The following is a 22241-nucleotide window of genomic DNA, read 5'->3' as shown; positions in this document are numbered from 1 at the left end:
CGGTCGGCCTTCAGGGCGCTTGCGCGTTGAGCCGTCCGCAATCGGAGGGGCACGCCTCTTCGGGGCTATTGATGGCAGGGCAGGTGGCCAGTCGATCAGGTGCGGCCGCCAGCCACGCCGAGCAATCTGTCGAAAGGCCACTGAAGACCAATTGCTCATCGCGCCAAACGCTGACGCGGTCGGCGCTAAGATGCTCGCCCAGCAACCGCAACGCCTCGAGGGAGGCGGCGGCGTCCCCCTCTCGTTCGATTGCAAAGAAGACCGGCGCCACGCCGGACGCCTTGAACGGAAAGACCGTGTAAGAGGACATGAAGGCTCCCGCGTCGAAAGACGGGAGCGTGGGGCGCTAGGCCCTGTCTCTCAGCCATCGGGCGTCCAGAGAACCTAGCCGACGATGTAGTCACCCTGCGCCTCGCGGTAACCAATGTCGAATCTCATCGATCACCTTGCGCTTGGCCCGATCCGGAGGCGCCGATTGGCCAATGCCGGGCCGCGCTTGAAGGAGGCGCTATCTGATCCAACGCTGATCCACGGCTCGCGGACCGAGCGGCTGTTCGAGGCGACGCTCTAACGCCAGGGATTGATGAACGGGTCTGCGCCGTCATGTATGGCATTCCCGCGAGTCACGAGATCCCCGCCACTACGGCTAGCCACCCTTTGCGGCGGGTCGTTTGGTCCGTTAAATTGCCAGCGGCAATACATAGTTCTCCGCAGCATCCGTATCTGCGCGCGACTTCACCTAGCGAACGTCTAGTCCTGGAGCTAAGCCAATGTCCGTTGATGGCGCGTTGGCGGTGCTCCCCATAGAGCAGCACACGGTCAGGCTTTGGGACCTGCCAAAGGACTGGAACCGCCATTACGCCGTTGCGCGCTAGTTACGCCTAAAACCATTGGCACCATCCTTGTCGTCATAGCTCTGGCGGTTTCGCCTACAGGCTGGAAATCGCCGCGTGGAGCTTGTCGGCGACCGTCCGAGCCGCGTCCTTTAGGCCCGCGTTGTCGATCGCCTGCATGGACGCGACGGGATCGATAGCGGAGACCTCTGTGCGCCCATCATCTCCCTCTTGCACCACGACATTGCAGGGCAGCATGGTGCCCACATTGGCCTCCAGCTTCAGCGCTTCATACGCCAGCCCCGGGTTGCATGCGCCCAGGATCAGGTAGCGACGGAAGTCCACGCCGATCTTGGCCTTCAAGGTCTTCTGGATATCGATCTCCGTGATGACGCCAAAGCCTTCCTTCGCAAGGGCCTCGCGAGTCCGTGTGACTGCCTCGTCGAATGCAACGTTGAGGCTCTTGGAAAATACGTAGGTCATGTGCGCCTCCCGGGCGACTAGACGGGGCTTCAGGCTGCGGCTTGGACCACGCTGCGGCGAATGACGCCTTCCAAGACGGTCGCCGCTGCGACCGTGTTCGAGATCGTCCCATATTTGCGGACATTGCGATGCAAGAGTTCCAGGCGACCATCATCCTCGTCTGTATCGACGATCAACTCATAGTCCACGCGCTGGATGAGGGGCGGCGCGTCCTGGCGCACCGCCTTGATCCGAACCTCTACACCACGAAGCTTAAAGTTAAGGAGCGGGGTGACCCGCTCGATACCCTTGATCATGCAGGCTGCGATCGAGGCCAGGAACAGTTCCGCAGGATTGAACGCATCCCGGCGGCCAGCGACATCCGTGTCCAGGACAAGGCTCGCATCCTTGGCTAGCGCCAGGCTCCCGTGGCCGTCGATGCGCTCTACGGTGACGCTGTAGTTCATTTGAGCCTTGGCAGCACAGTTGGCGCTTCGATAGGGCATCAGCGACTTAGGCTTCGTGCTGCTGAAGTGAGTAGGGGCCTCCGATGGGAAAGCATTGATCTGCCTCAAGCCGGCCCCAAGCTATTCGCCTGGCGAGCAGGATCGTTTAGGTGTGGGCGTAGCCATCGGCGCCTTCGGCTGAATGTCCGAACTCTGGAGCCAAGCCAACGGCCGCTTATGGCGCAGCTCCGCCGCAGTCGGAAACACCCTTGCATTCGTATCGATGAACTTTGTTGCTGGAACGATGGCGGGCGGCTTTGTCAGCCGCCCGCTTTCAGCTTGCGCTCAATCTGTCCCGCTCAGCGCCGCCGAAATGGCTCGACCGACCGGAAAGGCTGGGTCCAAGGGAACAGCGGACTCGAGCGGCGGTTGGGCGATGAAGCGAACCTGTGCGCCTCGATGCGGCTGAGCCGCGTGCACCAAGAACGGGTGGCACAAATAGACCGTGCCCGCAGGTCCCGTCGCGGCGACCTCACGCCGATGCGCTGACTCCTCGAAGCCGGTGGCCGCCAATTCTCCCAGTGTCAGGCCCATCTCGCCTGCCGGGGCTAGGCGTCGGGCGATGTCGTGGTGCGAGCCGGCTCGGATGCGGGTTGGAGCGTCTTCAGGTCCGACATCGGAAAACAAGAACAGCACCAGGAGCGCCCGCCCGCGCGAGACGATATTGGCGCGCCACTGCAGGAAGTCGGGGTTTTCGGTCCCGAAGCTGACGTCGATGTGCCAGCCCGCGTCGCCGGGGTCTTTCGACGAAGGGAAGCGGATCGGGAAGGTCCCAAGCGCTCCCATCGGCCGCCAACGGCCAGGTCCGACCAGTTGGTCGAAAGCCGCCGCCAAAACGGGAGAGCTGGCAGCTTCCCTAAACGGTCGCTCGGCGTGCATGCCGAGTCGGATCACCGGCTCGGTCCAGGTCGCCGGATCCTCGGGATCGCAGCCTGTCTCGCGCCACAGGATGGCGCGACCGGCTTCGGCCAATTGAGGTGAAAACGCCTCATCGAGACGGACGAAACCGTCGCGAACGAATTGCTCGATATCCGCGGCGCGGAGCGGGCGGGATTGATGATTGGTCATGATGGGGGCAACGCAAATTGAGCGGCCGTCGAATGCGACGGCCGTTTACAAAGGGCAGGGCGCGAGGTTCGCGCCAGCGAACCCGTCCGCGAAGGACGGACGCGTTCAGCCCAGCGGAAAGCGCGTGCGGATCATCATCATGGCTGAGAGTTTATCGCCGGGTCGTGCGATCGGCAATCTAGGAGCCCTTCAAGGCCAGCCGAAGGTCCGGTTCTCGGCCGGGAGCCAAAGGCAGCTTCTGGCGCCATGCTGAATCGTCGGTTCGGTGCAGACTGACTTTTCGCTGACCTTGGGAGGGGAAGGTCATCGACGAGGTATTCGGCCCATCTAGGATAATAACTTTGAGGCCGCATCACCCGTCGACAAACTGCCGGTGATGTAGCGAGCGGCGCGATCGATCTCGGGAAACATTGTCTTTTCGTTGATCCCGAGCTTGTCGAGTTCGGCCAATATTGGGCGCTTGGCGTCGGCCTCGACGATGAGCCGGTCAACAGTGATTCCATCAGGATTGTCGTCGTGGATCTCCTCGGTCAGGCCAAAGACGAAGAAGGCGCCGGCTTGGGCCAGAATGCGTTTATTGTTTTGCTTAGGCTTGACCAGAAACACGCCGTCCAAGTCCGACGGCTCGATCTCGCTGAGAAAGCCGTTCTTGTCCTGCCGGATGAAATGCAGGAGGCGCTTGATCGGGGTGGTCTCGTTGAAGGCCACGAGCGCTTCGCTCGTCTTGATCTTGCTTTTGTAGTCCCAGGACAGCCGCGCCAGGTTCGTCAAGCAACTGACGGTGTCGCTGTCGAAATATCGCATCCTGGCCCTGTCCACCTGAAGGGTGATCACGTGGCCATCCATTTCCCGCGTCCTGGCGACGGGTTTGCCATTTACCCTGACCGGCACGCGCTTCTTGACGATTTCGCAGGCGAAGTAGAGCGCCACCAGAGGATTGAGCGAGACGTCCAGAAGGCGCGTGGGCAGAGTGTAATGCTGCATCCGCACTAGGATCTCCAGCGCGCTGGTGTCGCCATGAAAGTCCTCTGGATGGGCAGCGATCAGTTCGCGCAGCAGTATGTGCTCATTGCGACGAGTCAGCTGGGTTCGAAAGATCGATGGCTCCAGTCCGTATTCGACAAAGCCATGGCCACGATAGGTGGTTACCACCTCGCTGGCGGATGTTCGGTTCAGAATGATGTCGATGAACTGACCTACCGAGGTGATCGAAGTCACGTCGCGCCCCCTGCGTGCATTCGGATCAAGTCGTAGAGTCTTTACTCAGGGTTGTCAGGTGCCAGAGCGTTGCGGCTTGGTTGGTGGCGTTCGGCGGCAGCGTTAGGGAGGGTCTGGAATCTGGAGTGGTCCAAGGTTGGCTCTTGGCGTCGAGCGGACATCGTAAAGGCAGGGCAATGTAGTCCTGCCAGCCTGCGTCCGCGACGGGCGAACTTCATCCCTAGGTATAGGTGGTCAATTTTCGATCGAGGCTAAACCAACCTTAACGCGAGGGGGGATAGCTTGGCCTAAGCTCGCCGTCTTTACAGGCACAGTTTGTGGGCAGGCGGCCTAAATCAGCGAGATAGGATCGAGGAATAGATGTCCAAATACCGCGAGACCGACCTGGGCCAGCGAATGAAGCCGGACAGCTTTTTCGAAGACCTGATATCGGACAGAACGCCTTTTGCTGCCGGCACGAGCCGCGAGGTTTATGAGGTCCCTGACGACGCCAGCGTTGTCATCAAGAAGGCCAAACACCAGTTTCCGGGCTCTAACATGGCTGAGTGGTTTGTCTGGTCTGGTGTCAGGCAGACTCCCCTCGAGCCGCTGTTCGCGGAGATCCTGCTGATTAGCGCGAGCTGCAAATACATCATGATGGCGCGCCTCGACCCCATCACCCAGGGCGATCATGCCAACATACCGCCAATGCCCATCTGGCTAAACGACCGAAAGCCGGACGCCTTTGGTAAACTCGGGGATCGCATCAAGGCGATGGATTACGGCGTGTTGAACTATCCCGAGCTTTTCGTACAGACCGTCGAACCACTACCCATGCAGGTCGCCGCCAAGAATAATCGTGAACGCGGCATCTCTGGAGGGTGAACCGGCAAGTAGGCTGCCTGCCGGCCAAACCTTTCGGCCGCGCTTGAGCGTTCTGTCCGCTCGACGCTACAGACGATTGAAGGTCCAAGGTTATCCAGCGCATACGTCCGTCACAATTTCGGCTAAGGGGTGTCAACGGACGCCCGCCGGAAGAGGTTAGTCCGTCCTAAGCACTAGGCGACCGAAGGTCTGGTTACTGAAGGTGGGCCAAGGTCCGCTGCTGGCGCACGACCGACCAGGCGAACACGGAGGCCGCCTGTTACGAGCGGACCTTCCGAACGACAGGGAAGGGTGGGGGCGGACGTTCTAGCCTTGTCGGCAAGGCGTCAGTCGATCTTCAGCCGTTCCGCAAAGAGCGAGACCATGGCCTCCACTTTGGGGCTCGAAAGCCGCTCGACGGGCCAGACTAGATTGAGCGTCAGGCCCTCGACGGCGTAGTCCGGCAGCAACTCGACCAACTCACCAGACCGCAGCGCATCACCGACAAGCCACGTCGCGAGTTGCGCGACGCCAAAGCCGGCCTTGACCGCTTGTACCTGCGCTTCTGCGCTGCCCAACACAACGCGGGGCTCGACAGCGCGGTGTTCGACGCCACGTTTGCCGCCAAAGCGCCATGGGGAAACGAGGCCATCGCCGCGCCCGTAAAGAACGCCCGCCAAGTTCGTCAGGTCGTCTGGCGTCTGCGGTGTCGAACGCTCCGCGAGATAGTTCGGCGCGGCGCAGAACACCAGGCGCTCGGCGCCTAGGTCGCGGTGGCCCAGACCATCGGACCACACTGCCGGCCCCCCGATCCGCACCGCCAAATCGACCCCTTCCGCCAGGATGTCGATGAAGCGGTCGGTGAAGGTGACGTTGGGTCGGACCGCCGGATAGCGCTCACAGTAGTCGAGGAGAAGCGGCAGGACCCGCGCACGCCCGAAAGCCACGGGAAGGTCGAGCTTGATGCGGCCCACTGGCACGATGTGATGCGACAGGACCGCCTCGGCCTCCGACAGCTTGTCGAGCACACCAAGACAAGCGGCGTAGAAGGCCTCCCCCGCATCGGTCAGCTTGAGACTGCGGGTCGTTCGATGGAAGAGGCGCCCGCCCACGCGGTCCTCCAACCGGGCCACGGCCTTGCTGACGGCCGAGGTGGTGAGGTTCAGTCGCTGAGCCGCAGCGGTGAAACTGCCGAGGTCGGCTGAGACCACAAAGGTTTCGATGCCTTTGAGACGTTCGGACGGCGCCATGTCACGCTCATTGTGGACTAAAATTCCACAATCTGATGAAAAACGACCGCAGGCAATGAAAGCCTGTCAATGATAGCCAGCGGGCTCTGCAAGGAGCTCAACATGCCCCCCATCACCGCCGATGCTTCCGTAATCCGAACGCGCCATGGGGCGCTATCGGTGACGTTGCTGGCCATCTCGGCCTTCGTTATCGTGACCACTGAATTTCTGATCGTCGGTCTGCTGCCCGCATTGGCCCGAGACCTGGGCGTCTCCATCCCCACGGCCGGCATGCTTGTGACCTTGTTCGCTTTCGCCGTGATGCTCTTTGGGCCGATCCTAACCGGGCTCGTCTCGCACTTCGACCGCAAACGACTGTTCATCGTCCTGTTGGCGGTTTTCGCCGGCTCCAACGCCCTTGCGGCGGCGGCGCCAAACATTTTGGTGCTGGCCGTTGCGCGTTTCCTGCCCGCACTCGCTTTGCCTATCTTCTGGGGAACGGCCAGCGAGACCGCAGCCGAGATCGCTGGGCCGGACAAGGCGAGCAAGGCCGTCGCCAACGTCTATATGGGCATCGCTGGCGCCATGGTGTTCGGCATTCCGCTGGGCACGCTGGGGGGGCGCTGCGCTCGGCTGGCGCGGCGCATTCTGGGGTTTGGCGGTGCTTTCGGCGCTGATGGCGGCTCTCCTCGCGTGGGCCATGCCCGCTTTGGCCCGCCCCAAGCGCCTGGCTTTGGGGCACCAGCTGAAGATCCTAGGCTCGCCCCTGTTTCTGGCCAACATCGGTCTGTCGGTTCTGGTGTTCACTGCGATGTTCACCGCCTACACCTATCTGGCGGATATCTTGGAGACGGTCGCTAGCATCCCGACGCAGCACGTCGGTTGGTGGCTGATGGGCTTTGGCGCTGTGGGCCTCATCGGCAACGACCTTGGCGGGCGAATGGTCGCCAACAATCCGCTTCGCGCCACTTCCCGGGCCGCTGCCGTCCTGGCGGTCGGGATGGCCGTGACCGTTCCGCTCGCCCCGCATGCGGCGGGGCTGATCGTCGCCCTGGCGGTCTGGGGTTTGGCCAACACCGCGCTCTATCCCATCTGCCAGATCCGCGTGATGCGGACCGCCAGCCACGCCCAAGCCTTGGCCGGTACGCTGAACGTCTCCATGGCCAATGCCGGCATCGGCCTGGGCGCGATCATCGGCGGGGCGGTCATTAAGTCTCTAGGCATCGCGAATCTCGGCTTTGTCGCCGCTGGGATTGCTGTCCTCGCTAGCGTGGTCGCCATGCTGATTTCCCGCTTTAGTCCAGGGGCTGATGGAACCTTCCCGACGTCCGACTAGGGTGGGGAGGCGAACTAGTCCCTAATTCCAACAAAGTAGTAGTGTTGCTCACGCGAAGTTCGCGGCTCCCAGTTTGAGGGGATGGAGATCGCTTGAAGCGCTAGCTCGAATTCGATGCGTTCGCCCGACCACGGGAGGCCGAACCAAAGCTCCACTGCTCCTTGTTGGACAAGGGCCTTTAGCGCCCCGCTCCTCATGCGGAAATCAGCTGGAACGCCTGCCGAATTGAACGCCCAGTCGATCTCCCAGAGGCCGTACCAATCGTCATCGACAGTGCCGAGAAGCACTTGTTTGAGCTGTTCCAGGTCCATTCGCGAACCTACCACGGACCGTCTGCTATGGGTCGGGTGCGGAAATTGGCACCGACGCCCCGAACCGGACATTCAACTACTGCCCCCAAGCAGACCTCGCGAGGATCTATGATGTGGTTGTCGGACATTCAGGCCAAAAGTTTCTGCGATGTGCGGGCTCAAAAGTCATGCCAAGCCGAACCGCCTAGGCCGGTGGGCGGTAGTCCATTCCTGCTCGGAACGCGCGTGACAGCGTCGCCACCGTAGCGCCCAACATCGTCTCGATCGGCGCGTCGGCCACGATGAGCTGTGCGACAAAAGCCGGATGAATATAGCCGGTCACGGCGTCTCGAACGACACCTGAGGCGATGTCAATGTCATCCACCTTCCATTCGCCGCGTTCGACCGCTTGAGCGATGAGGCGGGCGATAAGCGTGGTCATGCGCTCGGCATAGGCGGCTATCATGTCCGGGCGCTCAACCAGAATGCGTCGATAAAGGTCGTGGATCTCGCGATCGCCTACGAAACGCTCGCGCTTCCGTCGGTGCAGGTTGAGAAGCATGGCCAGTAACCGTTCGGCAGCAGGGCCATCGGCTTCAATATGTGCGGCGGCCAGGGCCTCCTCATCGCGCATCGCTTCATCGACGATCGCGTCCATGATCGCGCTCTTGGACCGAAACAGGCGGTAAAGCGCCGCGTGGCTCACTCCCAGAGCGCGCCCTATGTCCACCATGTTCGTCTTGGTCTCGCCGAACCGGCGCACCTGTGCTTTCGCCGCCTCCAGGATCGACGAGGTTGAAAGCGGATGGGCTGGCGAGGACGACATTTCCGCCTTCTAGGGGGCGACTGAACGTCGCGCAACAGGATCGTGATTACAGATTACGTATGTTGTAATTTAATTTTCTTCGGAGCATATAGGCCGTCGTTCGAAAGGAGATACCTATGGCGGTCGCATTCATAACCGGAGGCACCGGCTTGCTGGGCGGGAGGCTGGTGGAGACACTTCTCCGCGAGGGCTGGACAGTCAGAGCGTTGCATCGCTCGACCAAGGATGCAGACCGCCTGCGCGCGCTCGGCGCCGAACCGGTTCAGGGTGATCTCGCCGACGTCGCCGCGTTTCGCGGCGGGTTGAACGGCGCGGATGTGGTGTTCCATTGCGCCGCTCTCTTCACGATGTGGGCGCCGCCGGCCGAATTCGAGCGTGCGAACGTGCAAGGAACGCGCGACCTGCTCGCCGTCGCATCGGCCGCGGGGGTCAAGCGCTTCGTCCAGATCGGGGCCGTCGGGGATCGTAATGGGCAAGCGACGGGCGATGAACGGCGTTGCTGAAGACGCGCCGCTCGCCTATCCAGCCTGGGCGCCTTATCTGGCCAGCAAGGCGCGGGCGGCGAACTTGGTGATTGACGCCGATACGTCCGGCGGCATGCGAACGACTGTGATCCTGCCGCCGCTGATCTGGGGGCCGGGCATGCCCATGCTGGACGGCGTCGCCGCAGATGTCGCTGCGGGCCGCTTCGCGTGGCCGGGCGGCGGGAGGCAGATCATGTCGACGGCGCATATCGACAACGTCTGTCATTGCGCCATCCTCGCGGCCGCGCGATCTCCCGGCGGGCGGGTCTATTTCGTCACCGACGGCGAAGACCGCACAATGCGTGATGTCATGTCCACATTGCTCGCCAGTCGTGGCGTAAAGGTGAACGCTCGCGACATCCCGGTCGGGACGGCATGGCTACTCGCCACCTTGATGGAAGGCGTTTGGCGAACATTCCGTCTGAAGGGGCAGCCGCCGCTCACGCGTCAGATGCTGCGCATGGTGGGCTACGATTTCACGATCTCGGACCGCCGCGCCCGTTCAGAACTTGGTTATGCGCCGGTGGTGACCTGGCAAGAAGGCGTGACGGCGATGCGATCAGCCTCGGTTTGAGCCAGCATATGCCCAAAACGCAAGATGAGGGTCCAGCGCGACGCTTAAGGCCGCTCAGGGTCGGAACGGAAATTCGGCCACCGCCTGAGACCAGACATTACGACGTTGAGCACTTGAAGGCCGAAAACGGGTGTAGAATGCAGAGGAGGGACATTGGCACGCTGGAGGCGTGACATGGCTCAGTTCGACCTTTTTCTTTCCCCCAAGCAACCCTGGAACCATCGCCGCCTCATCGGCCCCAAGCCGCCCTTTAAACCCAAACATGTTTGGGGGATCAGGCAGCAATTGAAGGCCACCGGGCGCGTGCGGGACCTCGCGCTATTCAACTGTGCGATCGATGCGAAGCTTCGCGGATGCGATCTGGTCAAGCTGCGGATTTGCGACGTCGCTCCAGGCGGTTCGTTGCGCGCACGCGCCACGATCATCCAGCAGAAGACGGGCCAGCCCGTGCCGTTCGAGATTACCGAGCCGACCAGAGACTCCTTGGCGACTTGGTTGCAGCACCGCGGTCGCCGAACTGATGACTGGCTCTTTCCAAGCCGTTCCAGGCCTGGCGAGCACATCACGACCAGGCAATATGCTCGGCTCGTAAATCACTGGGTTGCGATGATCGACCTAGAGCCCTGCGCGTACGGCACGCACAGCCTGCGCAGAACTAAGGTGGCGCTGATTTACAAGAAGACGGGCAATCTGCGAGCCTGCCAACTTCTGCTTGGTCATCGAAAGCTGGAAAGCACCGTGCGCTATCTCGGAATCGAGGTGGACGATGCATTGGAGATGTCAGAGCAGATCGACCTTTGACGTCGCTTTACGGCTTGGATGTGGTCGTCGGTAGGGGCGGACTGTTGTTCTAGCCACTCCCGCGCCCTTCCTAGAAAATACTCCGTCAGCGCGGCCCGTCTATCTGGGGGGCTAAGATGCTGCGCTTCAAGGTCGGCGGCGAACCGCTCTGCGCGTAGACAGCTGGCCAACCCTGCGATGTCGTTGTTGATGCCCATCTGCTCCTGCGCCAAGCAATGTCGGCGGGGTGTGACGATGTCCAGCGGCCCATGGCGTACACCGTGTGCAGCCCTGAACATATCACCCAGGAAGACGCGGCGTCAGCCGAAAGGGAACGTCGTGTTCCTGGAACGATGCCAAGGTCTGGTTATGGCGCGACGCCGGCCCTAATTCGCGCAAAGGCCCTTCAGCATCCATTGCCCGCAGTGGCTAAGGCTTAGACGATCTCGCGGTTCGAGAAACTTCCCTCTTCGGATATCTATTGCTACGCTTGGTTGGGCGTGGGCAGGGGTGCAACCGAGATGGAGAAGAAGCAGCTGACATCGCGCAGATCTCCTTCTACCTGGCGAAGGAGGACGCGACCTTCGACTCCGTGATCGATCCCGAAGCGGGGCTGGGTGCCCGCCAGGCACTAGTTTTCCACGAGTTCGAGGTGGAAGGCGTTGCCTGTCGCTTCATCTATTTCGAGACGCTGACCACCAAAACCAATCCGCCTTGGCTGGACTTCGTGAACGAGCAACTGGAGGCGAATATCGCCTTCCGATCGCCAAGCCGAGCTGCGAACGGGTTGCTTCTGGTCCGCGTCGATGGCCGCGTTCTTGCGGCCGCCTTCGGGCGCAGTGCTTCATCCCACTTGGAGCGTCGGGCCTTGGAGCTCGATTTCGGGATCAAGACCGCCATGAACATGTGCGGAAATGAGGAAATCCGGCAGACGAAGAGCCAGTCGACGGCGATCACAACAACCCATATCGACCGTCAGGTCTCAAAGCCGTCCGACACTTTTGTCTTTGGCCTCTCGGAGGCCGAGGACCTCAGTTACATCTCGGCCCATCTGAAGGGGGACAAGCGCGTGACCCTGCAGGGCCGTGACAGCCTCACCTATAAGGTGATCGGTAAGGAGAAGCTGAGCTGGCCGCGCCTGGTCAAGGAATGCCGCACCTTCGTGGCAATGTATGGTGCCAAAGACTACGTCGATCTGTTCCCAAACTATCGCAATCTTCAACCTGCCACCGACGAACAGCGGGATATATTGAATGCAGCGCTTATCGAGGCGCTCAAGGCGGGCGATTTCACCAAGCTAACACTCACCATCCCGGAGTTTCTTGCCGATGACGAGTTCAGCTTCGCCTATTCCAACCGGTCGCAGCGCAGCAACGACGTCTACGCCTATCTCGACGTCGGCCAACTCCAACTGGAGCTGAAGCTCGACGAGATCACTGTCGAACGTCTCCAGGCCCGCTGGATATATGCATACTCGCCGGAAGCAGACCGAATCCTCGAGCACCGTCGGTGGCGGCTCTTCAATTGCCTTGGCCACGAGCAGGCGCTGGACGGCCGCTATTTCATTCTCAGCGATGGCCGTTGGCTGCAATTCGACGACGACTTCTACCGCGACATCGTCACCTTCACGGCTAAGCGTCTGCGCGTCGAGCCCTGCGAAGATCTCTTCAAGGGGATCGACATCAGCGACGACACCACCAAGAAGAAATCTTGAAGGCAAGTTCAACGAAGAGGCCGTTCGGCGTCGTCCGTCCTGTGTCCTCTTTGATCGGGCGAAGCTCAAGATCGGTGCGGGTCTGAAGAACAAGGAGTTCTGCGACATCCTCGACCTTCAGGACGATGGCGTCGTCCGGATCGTGAATGTGAAGCAGTTCAAGGACGCTTCTTCCATCAACTACCTCTTCGCCCAGTCAAAGTTCTATTGTGAGGCCTTCCTGCACGACGAGGTCTTCCTGGGTGATATTAGGGGGCATATTGCGGCGAGCGCTTCCGGTTCCAAGGACCGCTACCTCGAATATATCAAGGACACGGTCGAACAGGTGCGCGGCGATGCGTACAGCGTTTGCCTTTGGCTGCTCTACAACGCGAAGGACGGCGAGCCGACGAAGGATGATATTCCGCTCATCTCGCAATACGAACTCAAGCTCATGCACGACCACCTAAAACGGGTCTGCAAGTTCAACGACATCATCATGCGGTTCGTGCCCGTCGTGACGAAACAGTACACCACCCGGAAGACGCCTGATCCGAGGCGCGCTTCCTGACACAACCCGTTTTCCCCGGCGACGTCCGGTTCTGGCATCGCCTGAACGTCCCTATCCACCGTTGATGGCTTCGGCCGAAGGTCCGGAATTTGGAGATATTCCAAGGGCAGCTTCTGGCGCTGCCTGAACGCTCAGGCGGACTGACCGATGACGGCGAGGGTGGATAGTTGCCGTTGCATGCGGCACCTTCCCGAAAGTTCATCAGATGAGGCAGGCCATGATCTGGAGTTCATCAAAGCCATTGGTGGGAATTCTCAGCGCGTTCGCCTTGGCCGTCCTGGCGCCAATGACGGCCCACGCCCAAGCGACGTCGCGAATTTGTTCTGGTCAGGCCGGAGAGACGCCGGGACCAGCCTGTCTGGTCGCGCACCAAGACCTTGGGGCGCTGCCAACGACCCCGCTTTATTGGAACATTTATACCTTCCCCGACGTGCAGGCCGCCGAACGCGCCAAGCCGGTGCATGGGGCGGTCGTACAGGCCTTCGGCCAGGTTTGGATGTTCGATCTGGGCGGCAAGGGGCGCCAGTACGAAGGCGGACGCCAAGTCGCCGATGTCGGTCCGATCCCGGTCGGGGCCGCTAAGGGCGACTTCAGCGCCGAATACCTGAAATCAACCTTCGCACCCGGGATGACGGCGCCAGTGCATGTGCATTCCGGCCCCGAGGCGTTCTACGCGATCAGCGGAGGGAGCTGCCTAGAGACACCCGATGGCGTTCAGGTCGCCCGAGGCGCGGGACATTCGTTGATGGTGCGGCAGGGGCCGCCGATGTTGTTGATGGCGATTGGCCTGGAGGCGCGACAAGGCTTCGCATTGATCCTGCATGGAGAAGGCAGTTCCCCCACGACGCTAACCTCGGCTTGGACACCCAAAGGTCTGTGTCCGAAAGAGTGACGGTTGCCAGCGACCGATCCGGGCGCTCCTGACGGTCTGCTTAGGATCGTGCAATGCCGATTGAGGGGAATCTGAAGGTCGTTTTCCGGACCGAAGCCAGCGTCCCTTAGTGGCGTATCAGTGACCCCCTAGCAGGCTGGCGGTCCAGGCCATGACTGGCGGACTGAAGGAGACCGGACCGATCAGGATCTGGGTCAGGCAGATCGTGCCCCCGCCCCAGAAATAAGCGGGGTGCACCCGCCGCGTCGTCACCAGGTCATAGATCACGCCGGCCGTCACATAGATCATCATCGCTCCGAACACGGCCCATCCGCCCCACGGCCCAAGCAATGGCATCGGCAGAATCCTGCCCCACGCCGGGGACATCACCATGATTGTGCCGCACAGCATCAGCCGCCGGTGCCATTCGGGCGAGCGCCGCAGCGCCACGGCCGCCGCGGTCAGTCCGAAGAAGCTCAGCACCCCCATGATGTCGACCATCAGGAAGATGTTGGGCGGAAAGAACGGCGGGACCGCCCCCCGCCTCACGCATCCGACCGTGACCGCGATGCCGGTGATGACCATCAGCACCGCCAGCACCACCCCGAACCCTCCAAGCCGGCGGTGCAGCGAGACAGACCCGGAGACCACCAGCCCGCTCTGCAGAACGAAGAAAAGGATCCACGCCATGAAGACGCCGGCGTGGACGTGCACCAGCGGCGGCAGGCTGGCGACGTCGAAATGATAGCGGGAGGCGTTCAAGGTGAAGCCGAAGATCACGGTCGCCGCGATCACCAGCGCCATGACCAGAAAGAACCTTCGGCTTCCTCGCGCTGTCCGCCAGGGGCCCGATATCGTTTCTGCCGTCATCGCGTTCACTCCCGTTCCATTGACGGCGGCGAGAGTTCGCGGGAGGACACGCACTGGCGAAAGGACGCCAGCCTGACGGCAAGCCGATTTCTTCCTGACATCGGGCGGTGCTACCGAGAATTGCCATGACACCACTCGCCGACCAGGACGATCTGACGCTGGGCTCCATGAGCCTGCGTCCGTCGACGTGCGAACTGGTGCACCCAGCGGGCGTCGAGACCGTCGAGCCCCAGGTCATGCGGGTCTTGCTGGCCCTCGCGCGTCAGCTTGGCCGCGTCCTTTCGCGGGACACGATCGTCGATCAGGCCTGGGGTGGGCGCGCCGTCAGCGAAGATGCGATCAATCGGGTCCTGTCGCGCATACGCCGCCTCTCGACGGTCAGCGGCGCCTTTCGTCTAAGCACCGTGCGCAAGGTCGGTTACCGTCTGGACCTAACCGCCGCCGAGGGCCGGGACGACGATCCCGAGCGCGCCGGGGCCAGACATCGCCGCCTTCGCGACCCGGCGGCGGATGGGTCTGATCGTCGCTCTTCTGGCGCTGGTCGCCGTCCTGTCGGCAGGTGGAGCGATCCTGCTGGCCCGGGTCACTCCGGACCCCTCGTCCACGAGGCAGGGCGTCGCGCAGGGACCAAGCATCTCCCTGAACCTGAGCGCGCAGGACCCGATCGACGCCGCCGCGACAGGCGCACTCGATCGCCAGATTCGCGAAACCCTGTCCCACATGCAGGGGCTGAGGCTGATCACGGGACGCGCAACCGCCTCAGCGCCCACCGACCTGGTCGTCGAAGGCGTTGTCGGCCATGGCGATCAGAAGCCGGTGATCGACTTGACGCTCAGCGATGGGCGATCGGGTGTTCGCATCTGGAGCGCGCGGTTTGACGGTCGAGCGGCTGACGATCCAACCGCCGAGGAACGCGCCGTCTCTGCCGTCGCTCGCTTCCTCGCCGTTCGGCTTGGCGATGGCCTCGCCGGTCAGGCGGCGGCGCGCGAGCCCATGGATCCTGAGGTCGATCGCCTGGTCGCCCGAGCGCGCCGTTCCTACGCCGCCTCCAACGAAGCCCGGCATCAACGGAATTGGCCGCTGTCTGTCCGGCTGGCGCAGAGCGCCGACGCCGACGCCGCGAAGGCCCTGACGATCGAACCCAACTCAGCCGGCGCCCTGATGGTCCGCTACCAGGCCGATAACGGCCCTCAGTATCCTCGACCCAACGAGACCCAAGCCGAATTTCAATCCCGGCTAAAGCGCGCCGCCGGCTATCTGTCGCGAGCGGTCGCCGCCGATCCGGACGATCCGGAAGTGCTGGTCGCGGCGGGTGAGGACTATCGCCAGAGCCTGCGCTGGGGCGACGCCCAACGGCTGCTGGAACGCGCCATCGCCATCGATCCCAACTCGCCGGACGCCAACACCTGGTACGCCTATCATCTCGGCCTGATGGGCCGTTGCGAAGAGGGTCTGAAGCACGCGCGCGTTGCGGCCGGCCTGGCGCCCGGCGACACCTGGCGCCAGCTGGCCATTCCCCGCTTGCTGCATTGCGCCGGTCGCCGCGCCGAGGCTGGGGACGTCTATCGCGCCCTTCAGGTTCGCGACCCCGGCAATGTCTTCCTGCTTCGTGAAATTTACCTGATGCGCTTGGGGGAACGGAACGCCCGGGCTCTTCGTGCCCTGGCCGTCTTCACCCGTGACGATCTCTGGCGCGGCGTTCCGCCCCCGCCCGTCGCCGCCATGATCGTCCGGACCGAAGCCGGCGCCGACGCGCTTGAGGGGCGTCCACAGGCCTTCCTGCGCCTCACCGATGCGGACCGAACGCTCTACGCCGCAGCCCCGCCGGACGCTCGCAAGTTCGGCCGAACCCAAGGCGACTCCTGGTTCGTGCTGGCGCTCGAATATGCCGAGGCCGGCGCCTCTGACCGAGCCTTGGAGGCGTTGCGCGAAGCCGTGGATCGGGGGTCGCTCTACCTGCCCTGGGCGCTGCCCCATGGCCCGACCGAGTTCCCGCCCTCTGTCAGCGGCACGCTAGCCTATTCCGCACTATGGAAATCGTCTCCGGGATTGGCCGATTTGATGAAGCGACGTGCGGAGGCGGCACGAAAGCCGGACTGACACTAAGTCGCCGGTTGAAGGTCGAGTTTCTGGCGTGGGCCTTGAGTTCCGCTCATGGCGCGTATCGGGCTGGCGTCCGCTCTACGGCGCTGGAGAAGCCGCCAGTCTAATCGTCAGGGGAGGGAGCAGGAGCGTAATCAGACCGTCCGTGCCATCTATCCCGTTGCCTTTTCAAACAACTTGTCGGCGTTGGCCCAGTTGATCGTTGCCATGAACGCGTCGACATAGGCGCCAGCCTTCGCGCCATAGTCCATGTGATAGGCATGTTCGTACATGTCGAGCGCCAAGATAGGCGTGCCGCCTGCGAGCGTCATAGTGTGGTCCGCCGCCCAGGTGTTGACTAGACGATTGTCTCGATGGCTCCAGGTCAGCAAGACCCAGCCTGATCCGCCGCCCAACGCTTTGCCCATGGCGGCGAACTCGGCGCGCCAACCCGCGTCGCCGCCGAAGTCCCTCTCAATGGTGGCTGCTAGCGCCGCGCCCGGCCGACCGGCGGCGCCCAGGCCCGCGAAATAGAGTTCGTGTAGGATCATCGAATTCCAGGCGATCAATTCCTCACGCTTCAGGCCATTTATCAAGAAGCCGGGCGCTGTGGACGGCTCCAGGCTGGCCAGCTGACCTTCGATGGCGCCGATGCGCTTAACCGCGCCTACATAGTTGTTGTCGTGGTGGCTGATCAGAAGTTTTTCCGACAAGCCAACGATGGCTTTCGGGTCGAAGGGTAGCGGTATGGGCACGAAGGTCGCCGGAACGGTCTGCGCCGCCGCCGCCAATGGAGCTATGCCAAGCGCCGTCGCGACGGCGGTGGCCGCAGCAAACACCTGACGGCGATCAAGGTTGGGAGACGTCATTTTTAGTTTCCTTCGGGGTCAAGGTTGGTGGGAGTCAGGCGCCAAGGCCGTGAAGGACCAGGGCGACGACGACACAGGCAGCCAGGGTCTTGATGACCCCGATGTGAAAGCGAAACAGCAGCAGACCGGTTATGAAGCGCTTTGCGTGCTCCAGGCGCTCGATGAGCGGCGCCGCGACGAAAACCCAGAGAACGCATGGCGGGTAGGTCACCCTCCAGAAAGGAACCATTGCATGATCCCCTCCTGGGGGATAGGACCTTGCTCATGGCCCACGTCGTCCACGAAACCCATCCTGAGATTATCAATCGCCTGAAGCGCGCCGAAGGGCACCTTCGCAAGACCATCGCGATGATCGAAGCGGGACGAACCTGTCTGGACCTGGCGCAGCAGCTCCACGCCATCGAGAAGGCCGTGGCCGCCGCCAAGAAGACGCTGATCCACGATCATATCGATCACTGTCTGGCTCACGCCGCCGACGACGAGCCGCGCGACGCGGCCAAGGCAATGGATGAGCTGAAGCAGATCACCAAGTACCTCTGAGGCGCAGATGACTTCCCTTGCCGATCTTCTCGCCCAAGGCGCCGGGCACGCCTGGCTGTTCATCCCCTCGGCCCTGCTGCTGGGCGCGCTTCATGGCCTGGAGCCGGGCCACTCCAAGACCATGATGGCCGCCTTCATCGTCGCGGTGCGCGGCACGGTCTGGCAGGCGATCTTGCTTGGCCTATCGGCGACCGCGTCCCACACCCTGATCGTCTGGGTGATCGGCCTGACGGGCCTCTATTTCGGGCGCAACCTCGACCTGAACACCGCTGAGCCCTGGTTCCAGCTGGCCTCAGCGGCGATCATCATCGCCGTCGCCCTATGGATAGTCTGGCGCACCTGGCGTGAGGGCCGCGCGCAGGCCAACGAAAACGACCATGACCATCACGATCATGGTCACGACGACGAGGTCAGGCGCATCGACACTGGCCACGGCGTCGTCGCCCTGGCGATCTTCGAGGACGGCGTGCCGCCGTGCTTCCGGGTCACAGCCGAGCGCGGCCCGGTTCCGCGCGCCAGCGAGCTGACCGTCACCACCACACGCCCCGACGGCGCGGTGCAGGCCTTCGCCTTCATCGACAAGGGCGCCTTCCTGGAATCGACCGATGCGATCCCCGAGCCGCACTCGTTCGAGGCGCGGCTGTCGATAGCCCACGGTTCCCACGGCCACGACTTCGATGTGGTCTTCGCCGAGCATGACCACGGACATGACCATGGCGGCCTCGACGAAACCGATCCTGGCTACCAGGACGCTCATGAACGCGCCCACGCTAACGATATCAAAAAGCGCTTCGCCGGTCGCGACGTCACCACGGGCCAGATCATCCTCTTTGGCCTGACCGGGGGCCTGATCCCCTGTCCGGCCGCGATCACAGTGCTGCTCCTCTGCCTTCAGCTCAAGCAAGTCGCCCTGGGCGCGACCCTGGTGCTGTGCTTCTCGATCGGCCTGGCCATCACCATGGTCACCGTGGGTGTGGTGGCCGCCATCGGCGTGCGCCATGCCGAAAAGCGTTTCGCCGGGGCGTTCTCGACTTTCGCCCGTCGAGCGCCCTATGCCTCCGGCGCGCTGATCACCGTGGTGGGCCTGATCCTGGCGTGGCAAGCCGTGAACGCGATCCTGCGGTAGCCGTGACGCATTGATCTAAGCCGAGCTTGCGACGACTATGTCGTCGCTCACGGCTGCTTCGAGGGACTCTTGCTTCAGCATCTGAACAATCGGCTTGGGAAAGGCGTGACGGCTCTAGCCGTGATGCTGATCAGCATGCTCGTGGTTCAGGCGCCGGTCGCGATGGTGGATAGAGCCTTGCACGCCAGCGGCCAGGCCCACGTGGCCAATGCCTTCGCCGGCCCTCTTGCGGTCGATCTGTCGGATCATGATCACGACCACGATCATGACCATCAGGCGGCCCTGGATCACCACGATGACGACGCGAGCGATATGGCGTTGCTTTGGGTTGATGACGATCGTGATCCGTCCCCCTCGCAGGGCGCGCACCACCACCACGATGGCCCTTCGTTGTTGGGGCTCGTGACAGACATGGCGATGGCGAGCCCATGGGCCGCCTCCGCTGCACCTTGGCCTGGCGGTGGCGCTTCGCTCGCCAGCGCCGAGCCCTCTCCGCAGAAACGCCCTCCCAAGGCCAGCCTCGAACACGTCGCCTGACCGACGCGGCCCTGCGCCGCGCCTGCCTCCGTTCGAGAGAAATCCATGTCCAGTCCTATCCACGGTCGCTTCGCGCGATCCTGGCTACTCGCGTCGGCGTTCGCCGTCGCGTTGCCGCTCGCCACCTTGCCCTTGGCGGCGCAAGCCCAATCCATGGCCCTGAACCAGGCGCTCGCCCGAGCCGCTCAGGCCGACCCCACCCGACCAGCTGTCGAGGCTCGCCTGAGGGCAGCCGACGCGGGCGCCCGGCAAGCCGGCGTTCGCACCAATCCCGTCGTCGGCGTCGAGCTGGAAGATCTGACCGGAACCGGTCCCTATTCCCTCGTCGATCGCACCCAGGCGACGGTCTACTACCAGCAAAGCCTTGAACGCGGCGGCAAGCGCGAGGCCCGCACCGCCTTGGCCCGCAAGGAAATCGATCTGGTCCGTTTGCGCCACGAGACCAAGGTGCTGGATCTCTTCAAGGAGGTCGAGCTTGCGTGGGTCGAAACCCTGGCGGCGGAGGCCCAAGTTCTGCTGGCGCGAACACGCCTGGACATCGCCGAGCGCGCCCAAGCCGAAGTCGATCGCCGCGTGAAGGTCGCCCGCGACCCGCTGTTCGCCGGAGCCCGGGCCGACGCTCAAGTCGCCGAGGCTAAAATCTCCCTGTCGCAAGCCCAGATGACAGCCGACACCGCCCGGCGGACCTTGGCCGGCTATTGGAACGGCGGTGTCGATTTCCAGATCGACCCGGCCGTGCTGGAGGACACCTCCACCGCCCAGGACATCGCTGGCGAGGCTTCCCCCGTGGACTTGGCTCTGCTCGACGCCGAGCGCCAGACCGCGACGGCCAGGGTTCGCGTCGAAGAAACCAAGGCGGTCCAGGACCCAACCTGGCGTGCTGGTCTGCGCTACCTCAACGAAGGCCGTGACATGGCCGTCGTGGTCGGGGGATCGATCCCCCTAGCCCGCTACGACACCAATCGCGGCGCCATCGAGCGCGCCCAGGCCGAACGCACGGCGGCGGACGCCGACCTGTTCAGCGGCAAGGTTCTGCGCGAGCGGCAGATCGCCAGGCTTCAGGCCGATCTCGCCGCACGGGCCAGCGAGGCTCAGCGCATCCAGGCCGAGGTGCTGCCCGCCGCCGAGCGCACCGTCGCCCTGGTCCGCGACGGCTTCAACCGGGGCGGCTTCAGCTATCTCGACGTTATCGAGGCCCAGAGGGTCTTGATCGAGGCCAGAAGCCGACGCCTCAACGCCCTCAAGGCTTTCCACACCGACCGCGCCCAGCTGGCTCGCCTGACCGGCCGCCACGCCGCCCTCATTCCCGCTTCGGAGACTGTCCGATGAACCGCGATTACACCCGGCGCGCCTCGGTGCGCCTTGCCCTGCTGATGGCTTCGAGCCTGGTGTTTACAGCCTGCGGTGATGGCGCCAAGCCCGCCGCCGAGACCGAAGGCCATGCCGCCAAGGCCGGCGACTACGAACGCGGCCCTCATCGTGGCCGCATGTTGCGCGACGGTGATCTGGCCATCGAGATGACCATCTTCGAGGATGGCGTCGAACCGGAGTTCCACGTCTATGCCTATCGCAAGGACAAGCCGGTCGATCCAAACCAGGTCCAGCTGTCGGTCGAACTGACCCGCCTCGGCGGCAAGGTCGATCGGTTCAGCTTCGCGCCGCAAGAGGACTATCTGCGCGGCGCCGGCGTGGTGCATGAACCCCACTCTTTCGACGTCAAGGTGCGCGCCAGCCAGGGCGGCCAGAGCCATCAATGGACCTATCCGTCCTACGAAGGCCGAACGACGATCAGCGCGCAGGCCGCCAAGGCCGGCGGGGTGAAGACCGAGATCGCCGGCGGCGCTGATGTCGCCGAGTTGGTGGATATGGCGGGCCGTGTGGAGATCACGCCCGAGGGTAAGGGCGAGGTTCGCGCTTGGTATCCGGGACGGGTGATGACCCTGCGCGGCGAGTTGGGAACCCAGGTCCGCAAAGGTCAGTTGCTGGCGCGCGTGGAGTTCGAGCGAGAGCCTTCAGACCTATTCGATCTTCGCACCGATCAGCGGGATCATCGTCGAGAAGAACATCAATGTCGGTGACGTGGCCGGCGAGCGGGCGATCTTCGTGATCGCCGATCCGACCAAGCTGCACGCCGAGTTCTTCGTCTATCCGCGCGACGCCGAGAAGGTGCGCGTCGGCCAACCGGTGCAGGTGCGTAGCCTGTCGGGCGACACCAAGCTGATGGCGCGGGTCGAAGCCGTCCTGCCGACAGCGGACTTGGCCAGCCAGACCCTTCTGGCGCACGTCCACCTACCCGAGGGATCGGCGGCCTTCCGACCGGGCATGGGCGTCGAAGGATCTTTCCAGGTGGCATCGACCCGCGTGCCGCTGGCGGTTCGCACCAAGGCCCTGCAGCGCTTCCGCGACTTCACCGTCGTCTTCGCCAAGGTGGGCGACACCTACGAGGTGCGGATGCTGGAGCTGGGCCGCCAGACGCCCGAATGGACCGAGGTTCTGGGCGGGCTTGAGCCTGGAGCCGAATATGTCGCCGACGGGGCCTTCCTGATCCGCGCGGACATCGAAAAGTCCGGCGCGAGCCACGACCACTAGGAGC

Annotated in this window: 25 protein-coding genes and 2 pseudogenes; 16 read left to right on the top strand and 11 right to left on the bottom strand. The window is 63.1% G+C overall.

The features are described from left to right. Window positions 1-10: 10 nt before the first annotated feature. From ACHMW8_RS23425 to ACHMW8_RS23405, 5 genes are all read right to left on the bottom strand, one after another. Window positions 11-310 carry a hypothetical protein gene (locus ACHMW8_RS23425; RefSeq protein ID WP_395443920.1) on the bottom strand — a complete coding sequence of 100 codons (300 nt, stop codon included), beginning with the start codon at window positions 308-310 and terminating at the stop codon, window positions 11-13. Window positions 311-929: 619 nt separating this feature from the next. Beyond that, a complete protein-coding gene (locus tag ACHMW8_RS23420) occupies window positions 930-1316 on the bottom strand; it encodes a DUF302 domain-containing protein (protein WP_395443919.1) in 387 nt (128 codons plus the stop codon). A 29-nt stretch (window positions 1317-1345) separates the two neighbouring features. Beyond that, a complete protein-coding gene (locus ACHMW8_RS23415; protein ID WP_395443918.1) occupies window positions 1346-1762 on the bottom strand; it encodes an OsmC family protein in 417 nt (138 codons plus the stop codon). 324 nt (window positions 1763-2086) lie between these two features. Further along, the gene (locus tag ACHMW8_RS23410) at window positions 2087-2869 is read right to left on the bottom strand and encodes a phytanoyl-CoA dioxygenase family protein (protein ID WP_395443917.1); all 783 of its coding nucleotides are present in this window, start codon (window positions 2867-2869) and stop codon (window positions 2087-2089) included. Window positions 2870-3196: 327 nt separating this feature from the next. Further along, complete coding sequence (locus ACHMW8_RS23405) at window positions 3197-4087, bottom strand: FRG domain-containing protein (RefSeq protein ID WP_395443916.1); 891 nt, start codon at window positions 4085-4087, stop codon at window positions 3197-3199. Between the two features lie 360 nt (window positions 4088-4447). On the opposite strand from ACHMW8_RS23405, the gene ACHMW8_RS23400 reads away from it, so the two are divergent. Further along, window positions 4448-4951 carry a hypothetical protein gene (locus ACHMW8_RS23400; RefSeq protein WP_395443915.1) on the top strand — a complete coding sequence of 168 codons (504 nt, stop codon included), beginning with the start codon at window positions 4448-4450 and terminating at the stop codon, window positions 4949-4951. Window positions 4952-5277: 326 nt separating this feature from the next. On the opposite strand, the gene ACHMW8_RS23395 is transcribed toward ACHMW8_RS23400, so the two are convergent. After that, window positions 5278-6180: a LysR family transcriptional regulator gene (locus tag ACHMW8_RS23395; RefSeq protein WP_395443914.1), complete on the bottom strand. Its 903-nt coding sequence runs from the start codon at window positions 6178-6180 to the stop codon at window positions 5278-5280. A 102-nt stretch (window positions 6181-6282) separates the two neighbouring features. Here ACHMW8_RS23395 and ACHMW8_RS23390 point away from each other — a divergent pair, with 102 nt between their 5' ends. Together ACHMW8_RS23390 and ACHMW8_RS23385 are read left to right on the top strand one after the other, a co-directional pair. Next, on the top strand, window positions 6283-7020 hold the full coding sequence (locus ACHMW8_RS23390; protein ID WP_395443913.1) for an MFS transporter: 738 nt from the start codon (window positions 6283-6285) through the stop codon (window positions 7018-7020). Beyond that, a complete protein-coding gene (locus ACHMW8_RS23385) occupies window positions 6971-7495 on the top strand; it encodes a hypothetical protein (RefSeq protein WP_395443912.1) in 525 nt (174 codons plus the stop codon). The genes ACHMW8_RS23390 and ACHMW8_RS23385 overlap by 50 nt, the downstream gene beginning before the upstream one ends. A 14-nt stretch (window positions 7496-7509) precedes the next feature. Here ACHMW8_RS23385 and ACHMW8_RS23380 read toward each other — a convergent pair whose 3' ends face one another. Together ACHMW8_RS23380 and ACHMW8_RS23375 are read right to left on the bottom strand one after the other, a co-directional pair. Further along, entirely contained in the window at window positions 7510-7806 is a 297-nt protein-coding gene (locus ACHMW8_RS23380; RefSeq protein WP_395443911.1) for a hypothetical protein, read from the bottom strand. Window positions 7807-7990: 184 nt separating this feature from the next. Further along, window positions 7991-8611: a TetR family transcriptional regulator gene (locus ACHMW8_RS23375; RefSeq protein WP_395443910.1), complete on the bottom strand. Its 621-nt coding sequence runs from the start codon at window positions 8609-8611 to the stop codon at window positions 7991-7993. Window positions 8612-8727: 116 nt separating this feature from the next. On the opposite strand from ACHMW8_RS23375, the gene ACHMW8_RS23370 reads away from it, so the two are divergent. From ACHMW8_RS23370 to ACHMW8_RS23345, 6 genes are all read left to right on the top strand, one after another. Continuing rightward, the gene (locus ACHMW8_RS23370; protein WP_395443909.1) at window positions 8728-9114 is read left to right on the top strand and encodes an NAD-dependent epimerase/dehydratase family protein; all 387 of its coding nucleotides are present in this window, start codon (window positions 8728-8730) and stop codon (window positions 9112-9114) included. Continuing rightward, the gene (locus ACHMW8_RS23365) at window positions 9080-9709 is read left to right on the top strand and encodes a hypothetical protein (RefSeq protein ID WP_395443908.1); all 630 of its coding nucleotides are present in this window, start codon (window positions 9080-9082) and stop codon (window positions 9707-9709) included. Before ACHMW8_RS23370 ends, ACHMW8_RS23365 begins: the two co-directional genes overlap by 35 nt. 174 nt (window positions 9710-9883) lie before the next feature. Further along, window positions 9884-10510 carry a site-specific integrase gene (locus ACHMW8_RS23360; protein ID WP_395443907.1) on the top strand — a complete coding sequence of 209 codons (627 nt, stop codon included), beginning with the start codon at window positions 9884-9886 and terminating at the stop codon, window positions 10508-10510. Window positions 10511-10970: 460 nt separating this feature from the next. Beyond that, window positions 10971-12203 (top strand): DUF6119 family protein, encoded by a 1233-nt coding sequence (locus tag ACHMW8_RS23355; RefSeq protein ID WP_395443906.1) that lies wholly within the window; start codon window positions 10971-10973, stop codon window positions 12201-12203. After that, window positions 12151-12753 (top strand): DUF6119 family protein, encoded by a 603-nt coding sequence (locus tag ACHMW8_RS23350; RefSeq protein WP_395446042.1) that lies wholly within the window; start codon window positions 12151-12153, stop codon window positions 12751-12753. Before ACHMW8_RS23355 ends, ACHMW8_RS23350 begins: the two co-directional genes overlap by 53 nt. Window positions 12754-12970: 217 nt before the next feature. Next, the gene (locus ACHMW8_RS23345; RefSeq protein WP_395443905.1) at window positions 12971-13645 is read left to right on the top strand and encodes a hypothetical protein; all 675 of its coding nucleotides are present in this window, start codon (window positions 12971-12973) and stop codon (window positions 13643-13645) included. Window positions 13646-13762: 117 nt separating this feature from the next. Here the strand turns inward: ACHMW8_RS23345 and ACHMW8_RS23340 are convergent, their stop codons facing one another. After that, entirely contained in the window at window positions 13763-14428 is a 666-nt protein-coding gene (locus tag ACHMW8_RS23340) for a hypothetical protein (RefSeq protein WP_395443904.1), read from the bottom strand. A 191-nt stretch (window positions 14429-14619) separates the two neighbouring features. Between ACHMW8_RS23340 and ACHMW8_RS23335 the strand changes: the two are divergent. Together ACHMW8_RS23335 and ACHMW8_RS23330 are read left to right on the top strand one after the other, a co-directional pair. Next, a pseudogene (locus ACHMW8_RS23335) lies at window positions 14620-14910 on the top strand (transcriptional regulator); the annotation flags it as partial. A 94-nt stretch (window positions 14911-15004) separates the two neighbouring features. Beyond that, window positions 15005-16594: a hypothetical protein gene (locus ACHMW8_RS23330; RefSeq protein ID WP_395446083.1), complete on the top strand. Its 1590-nt coding sequence runs from the start codon at window positions 15005-15007 to the stop codon at window positions 16592-16594. A 155-nt stretch (window positions 16595-16749) separates the two neighbouring features. Here the strand turns inward: ACHMW8_RS23330 and ACHMW8_RS23325 are convergent, their stop codons facing one another. Then, window positions 16750-17445 carry a superoxide dismutase gene (locus ACHMW8_RS23325; protein ID WP_395443903.1) on the bottom strand — a complete coding sequence of 232 codons (696 nt, stop codon included), beginning with the start codon at window positions 17443-17445 and terminating at the stop codon, window positions 16750-16752. Between the two features lie 34 nt (window positions 17446-17479). Further along, window positions 17480-17674 carry a hypothetical protein gene (locus ACHMW8_RS23320; RefSeq protein WP_395443902.1) on the bottom strand — a complete coding sequence of 65 codons (195 nt, stop codon included), beginning with the start codon at window positions 17672-17674 and terminating at the stop codon, window positions 17480-17482. Between the two features lie 35 nt (window positions 17675-17709). On the opposite strand from ACHMW8_RS23320, the gene ACHMW8_RS23315 reads away from it, so the two are divergent. The 5 genes and pseudogenes from ACHMW8_RS23315 (at window position 17710) to ACHMW8_RS23295 (ending at window position 22237) form a co-directional block, all read left to right on the top strand. Then, window positions 17710-17985 carry a metal-sensing transcriptional repressor gene (locus tag ACHMW8_RS23315; RefSeq protein WP_395443901.1) on the top strand — a complete coding sequence of 92 codons (276 nt, stop codon included), beginning with the start codon at window positions 17710-17712 and terminating at the stop codon, window positions 17983-17985. Between the two features lie 7 nt (window positions 17986-17992). Next, window positions 17993-19111, top strand: coding sequence for a nickel/cobalt efflux transporter (locus ACHMW8_RS23310; protein ID WP_395443900.1), 1119 nt, complete (start codon window positions 17993-17995; stop codon window positions 19109-19111). A 69-nt stretch (window positions 19112-19180) separates the two neighbouring features. Next, the gene (locus tag ACHMW8_RS23305) at window positions 19181-19648 is read left to right on the top strand and encodes a hypothetical protein (protein WP_395443899.1); all 468 of its coding nucleotides are present in this window, start codon (window positions 19181-19183) and stop codon (window positions 19646-19648) included. 45 nt (window positions 19649-19693) lie between these two features. Then, window positions 19694-20977 carry a TolC family protein gene (locus ACHMW8_RS23300; RefSeq protein WP_395443898.1) on the top strand — a complete coding sequence of 428 codons (1284 nt, stop codon included), beginning with the start codon at window positions 19694-19696 and terminating at the stop codon, window positions 20975-20977. Beyond that, window positions 20974-22237, top strand: a pseudogene (locus ACHMW8_RS23295) (efflux RND transporter periplasmic adaptor subunit). The gene ACHMW8_RS23300 and the pseudogene ACHMW8_RS23295 overlap by 4 nt, the downstream one beginning before the upstream one ends. Window positions 22238-22241: the final 4 nt, after the last annotated feature.

Origin of the sequence: Caulobacter sp. UC70_42, assembly GCF_044056025.1 — a bacterium.
Classification (GTDB): Bacteria; Pseudomonadota; Alphaproteobacteria; order Caulobacterales; family Caulobacteraceae; genus Caulobacter.
This window is presented reverse-complemented; position numbering and strand designations above follow the sequence as displayed.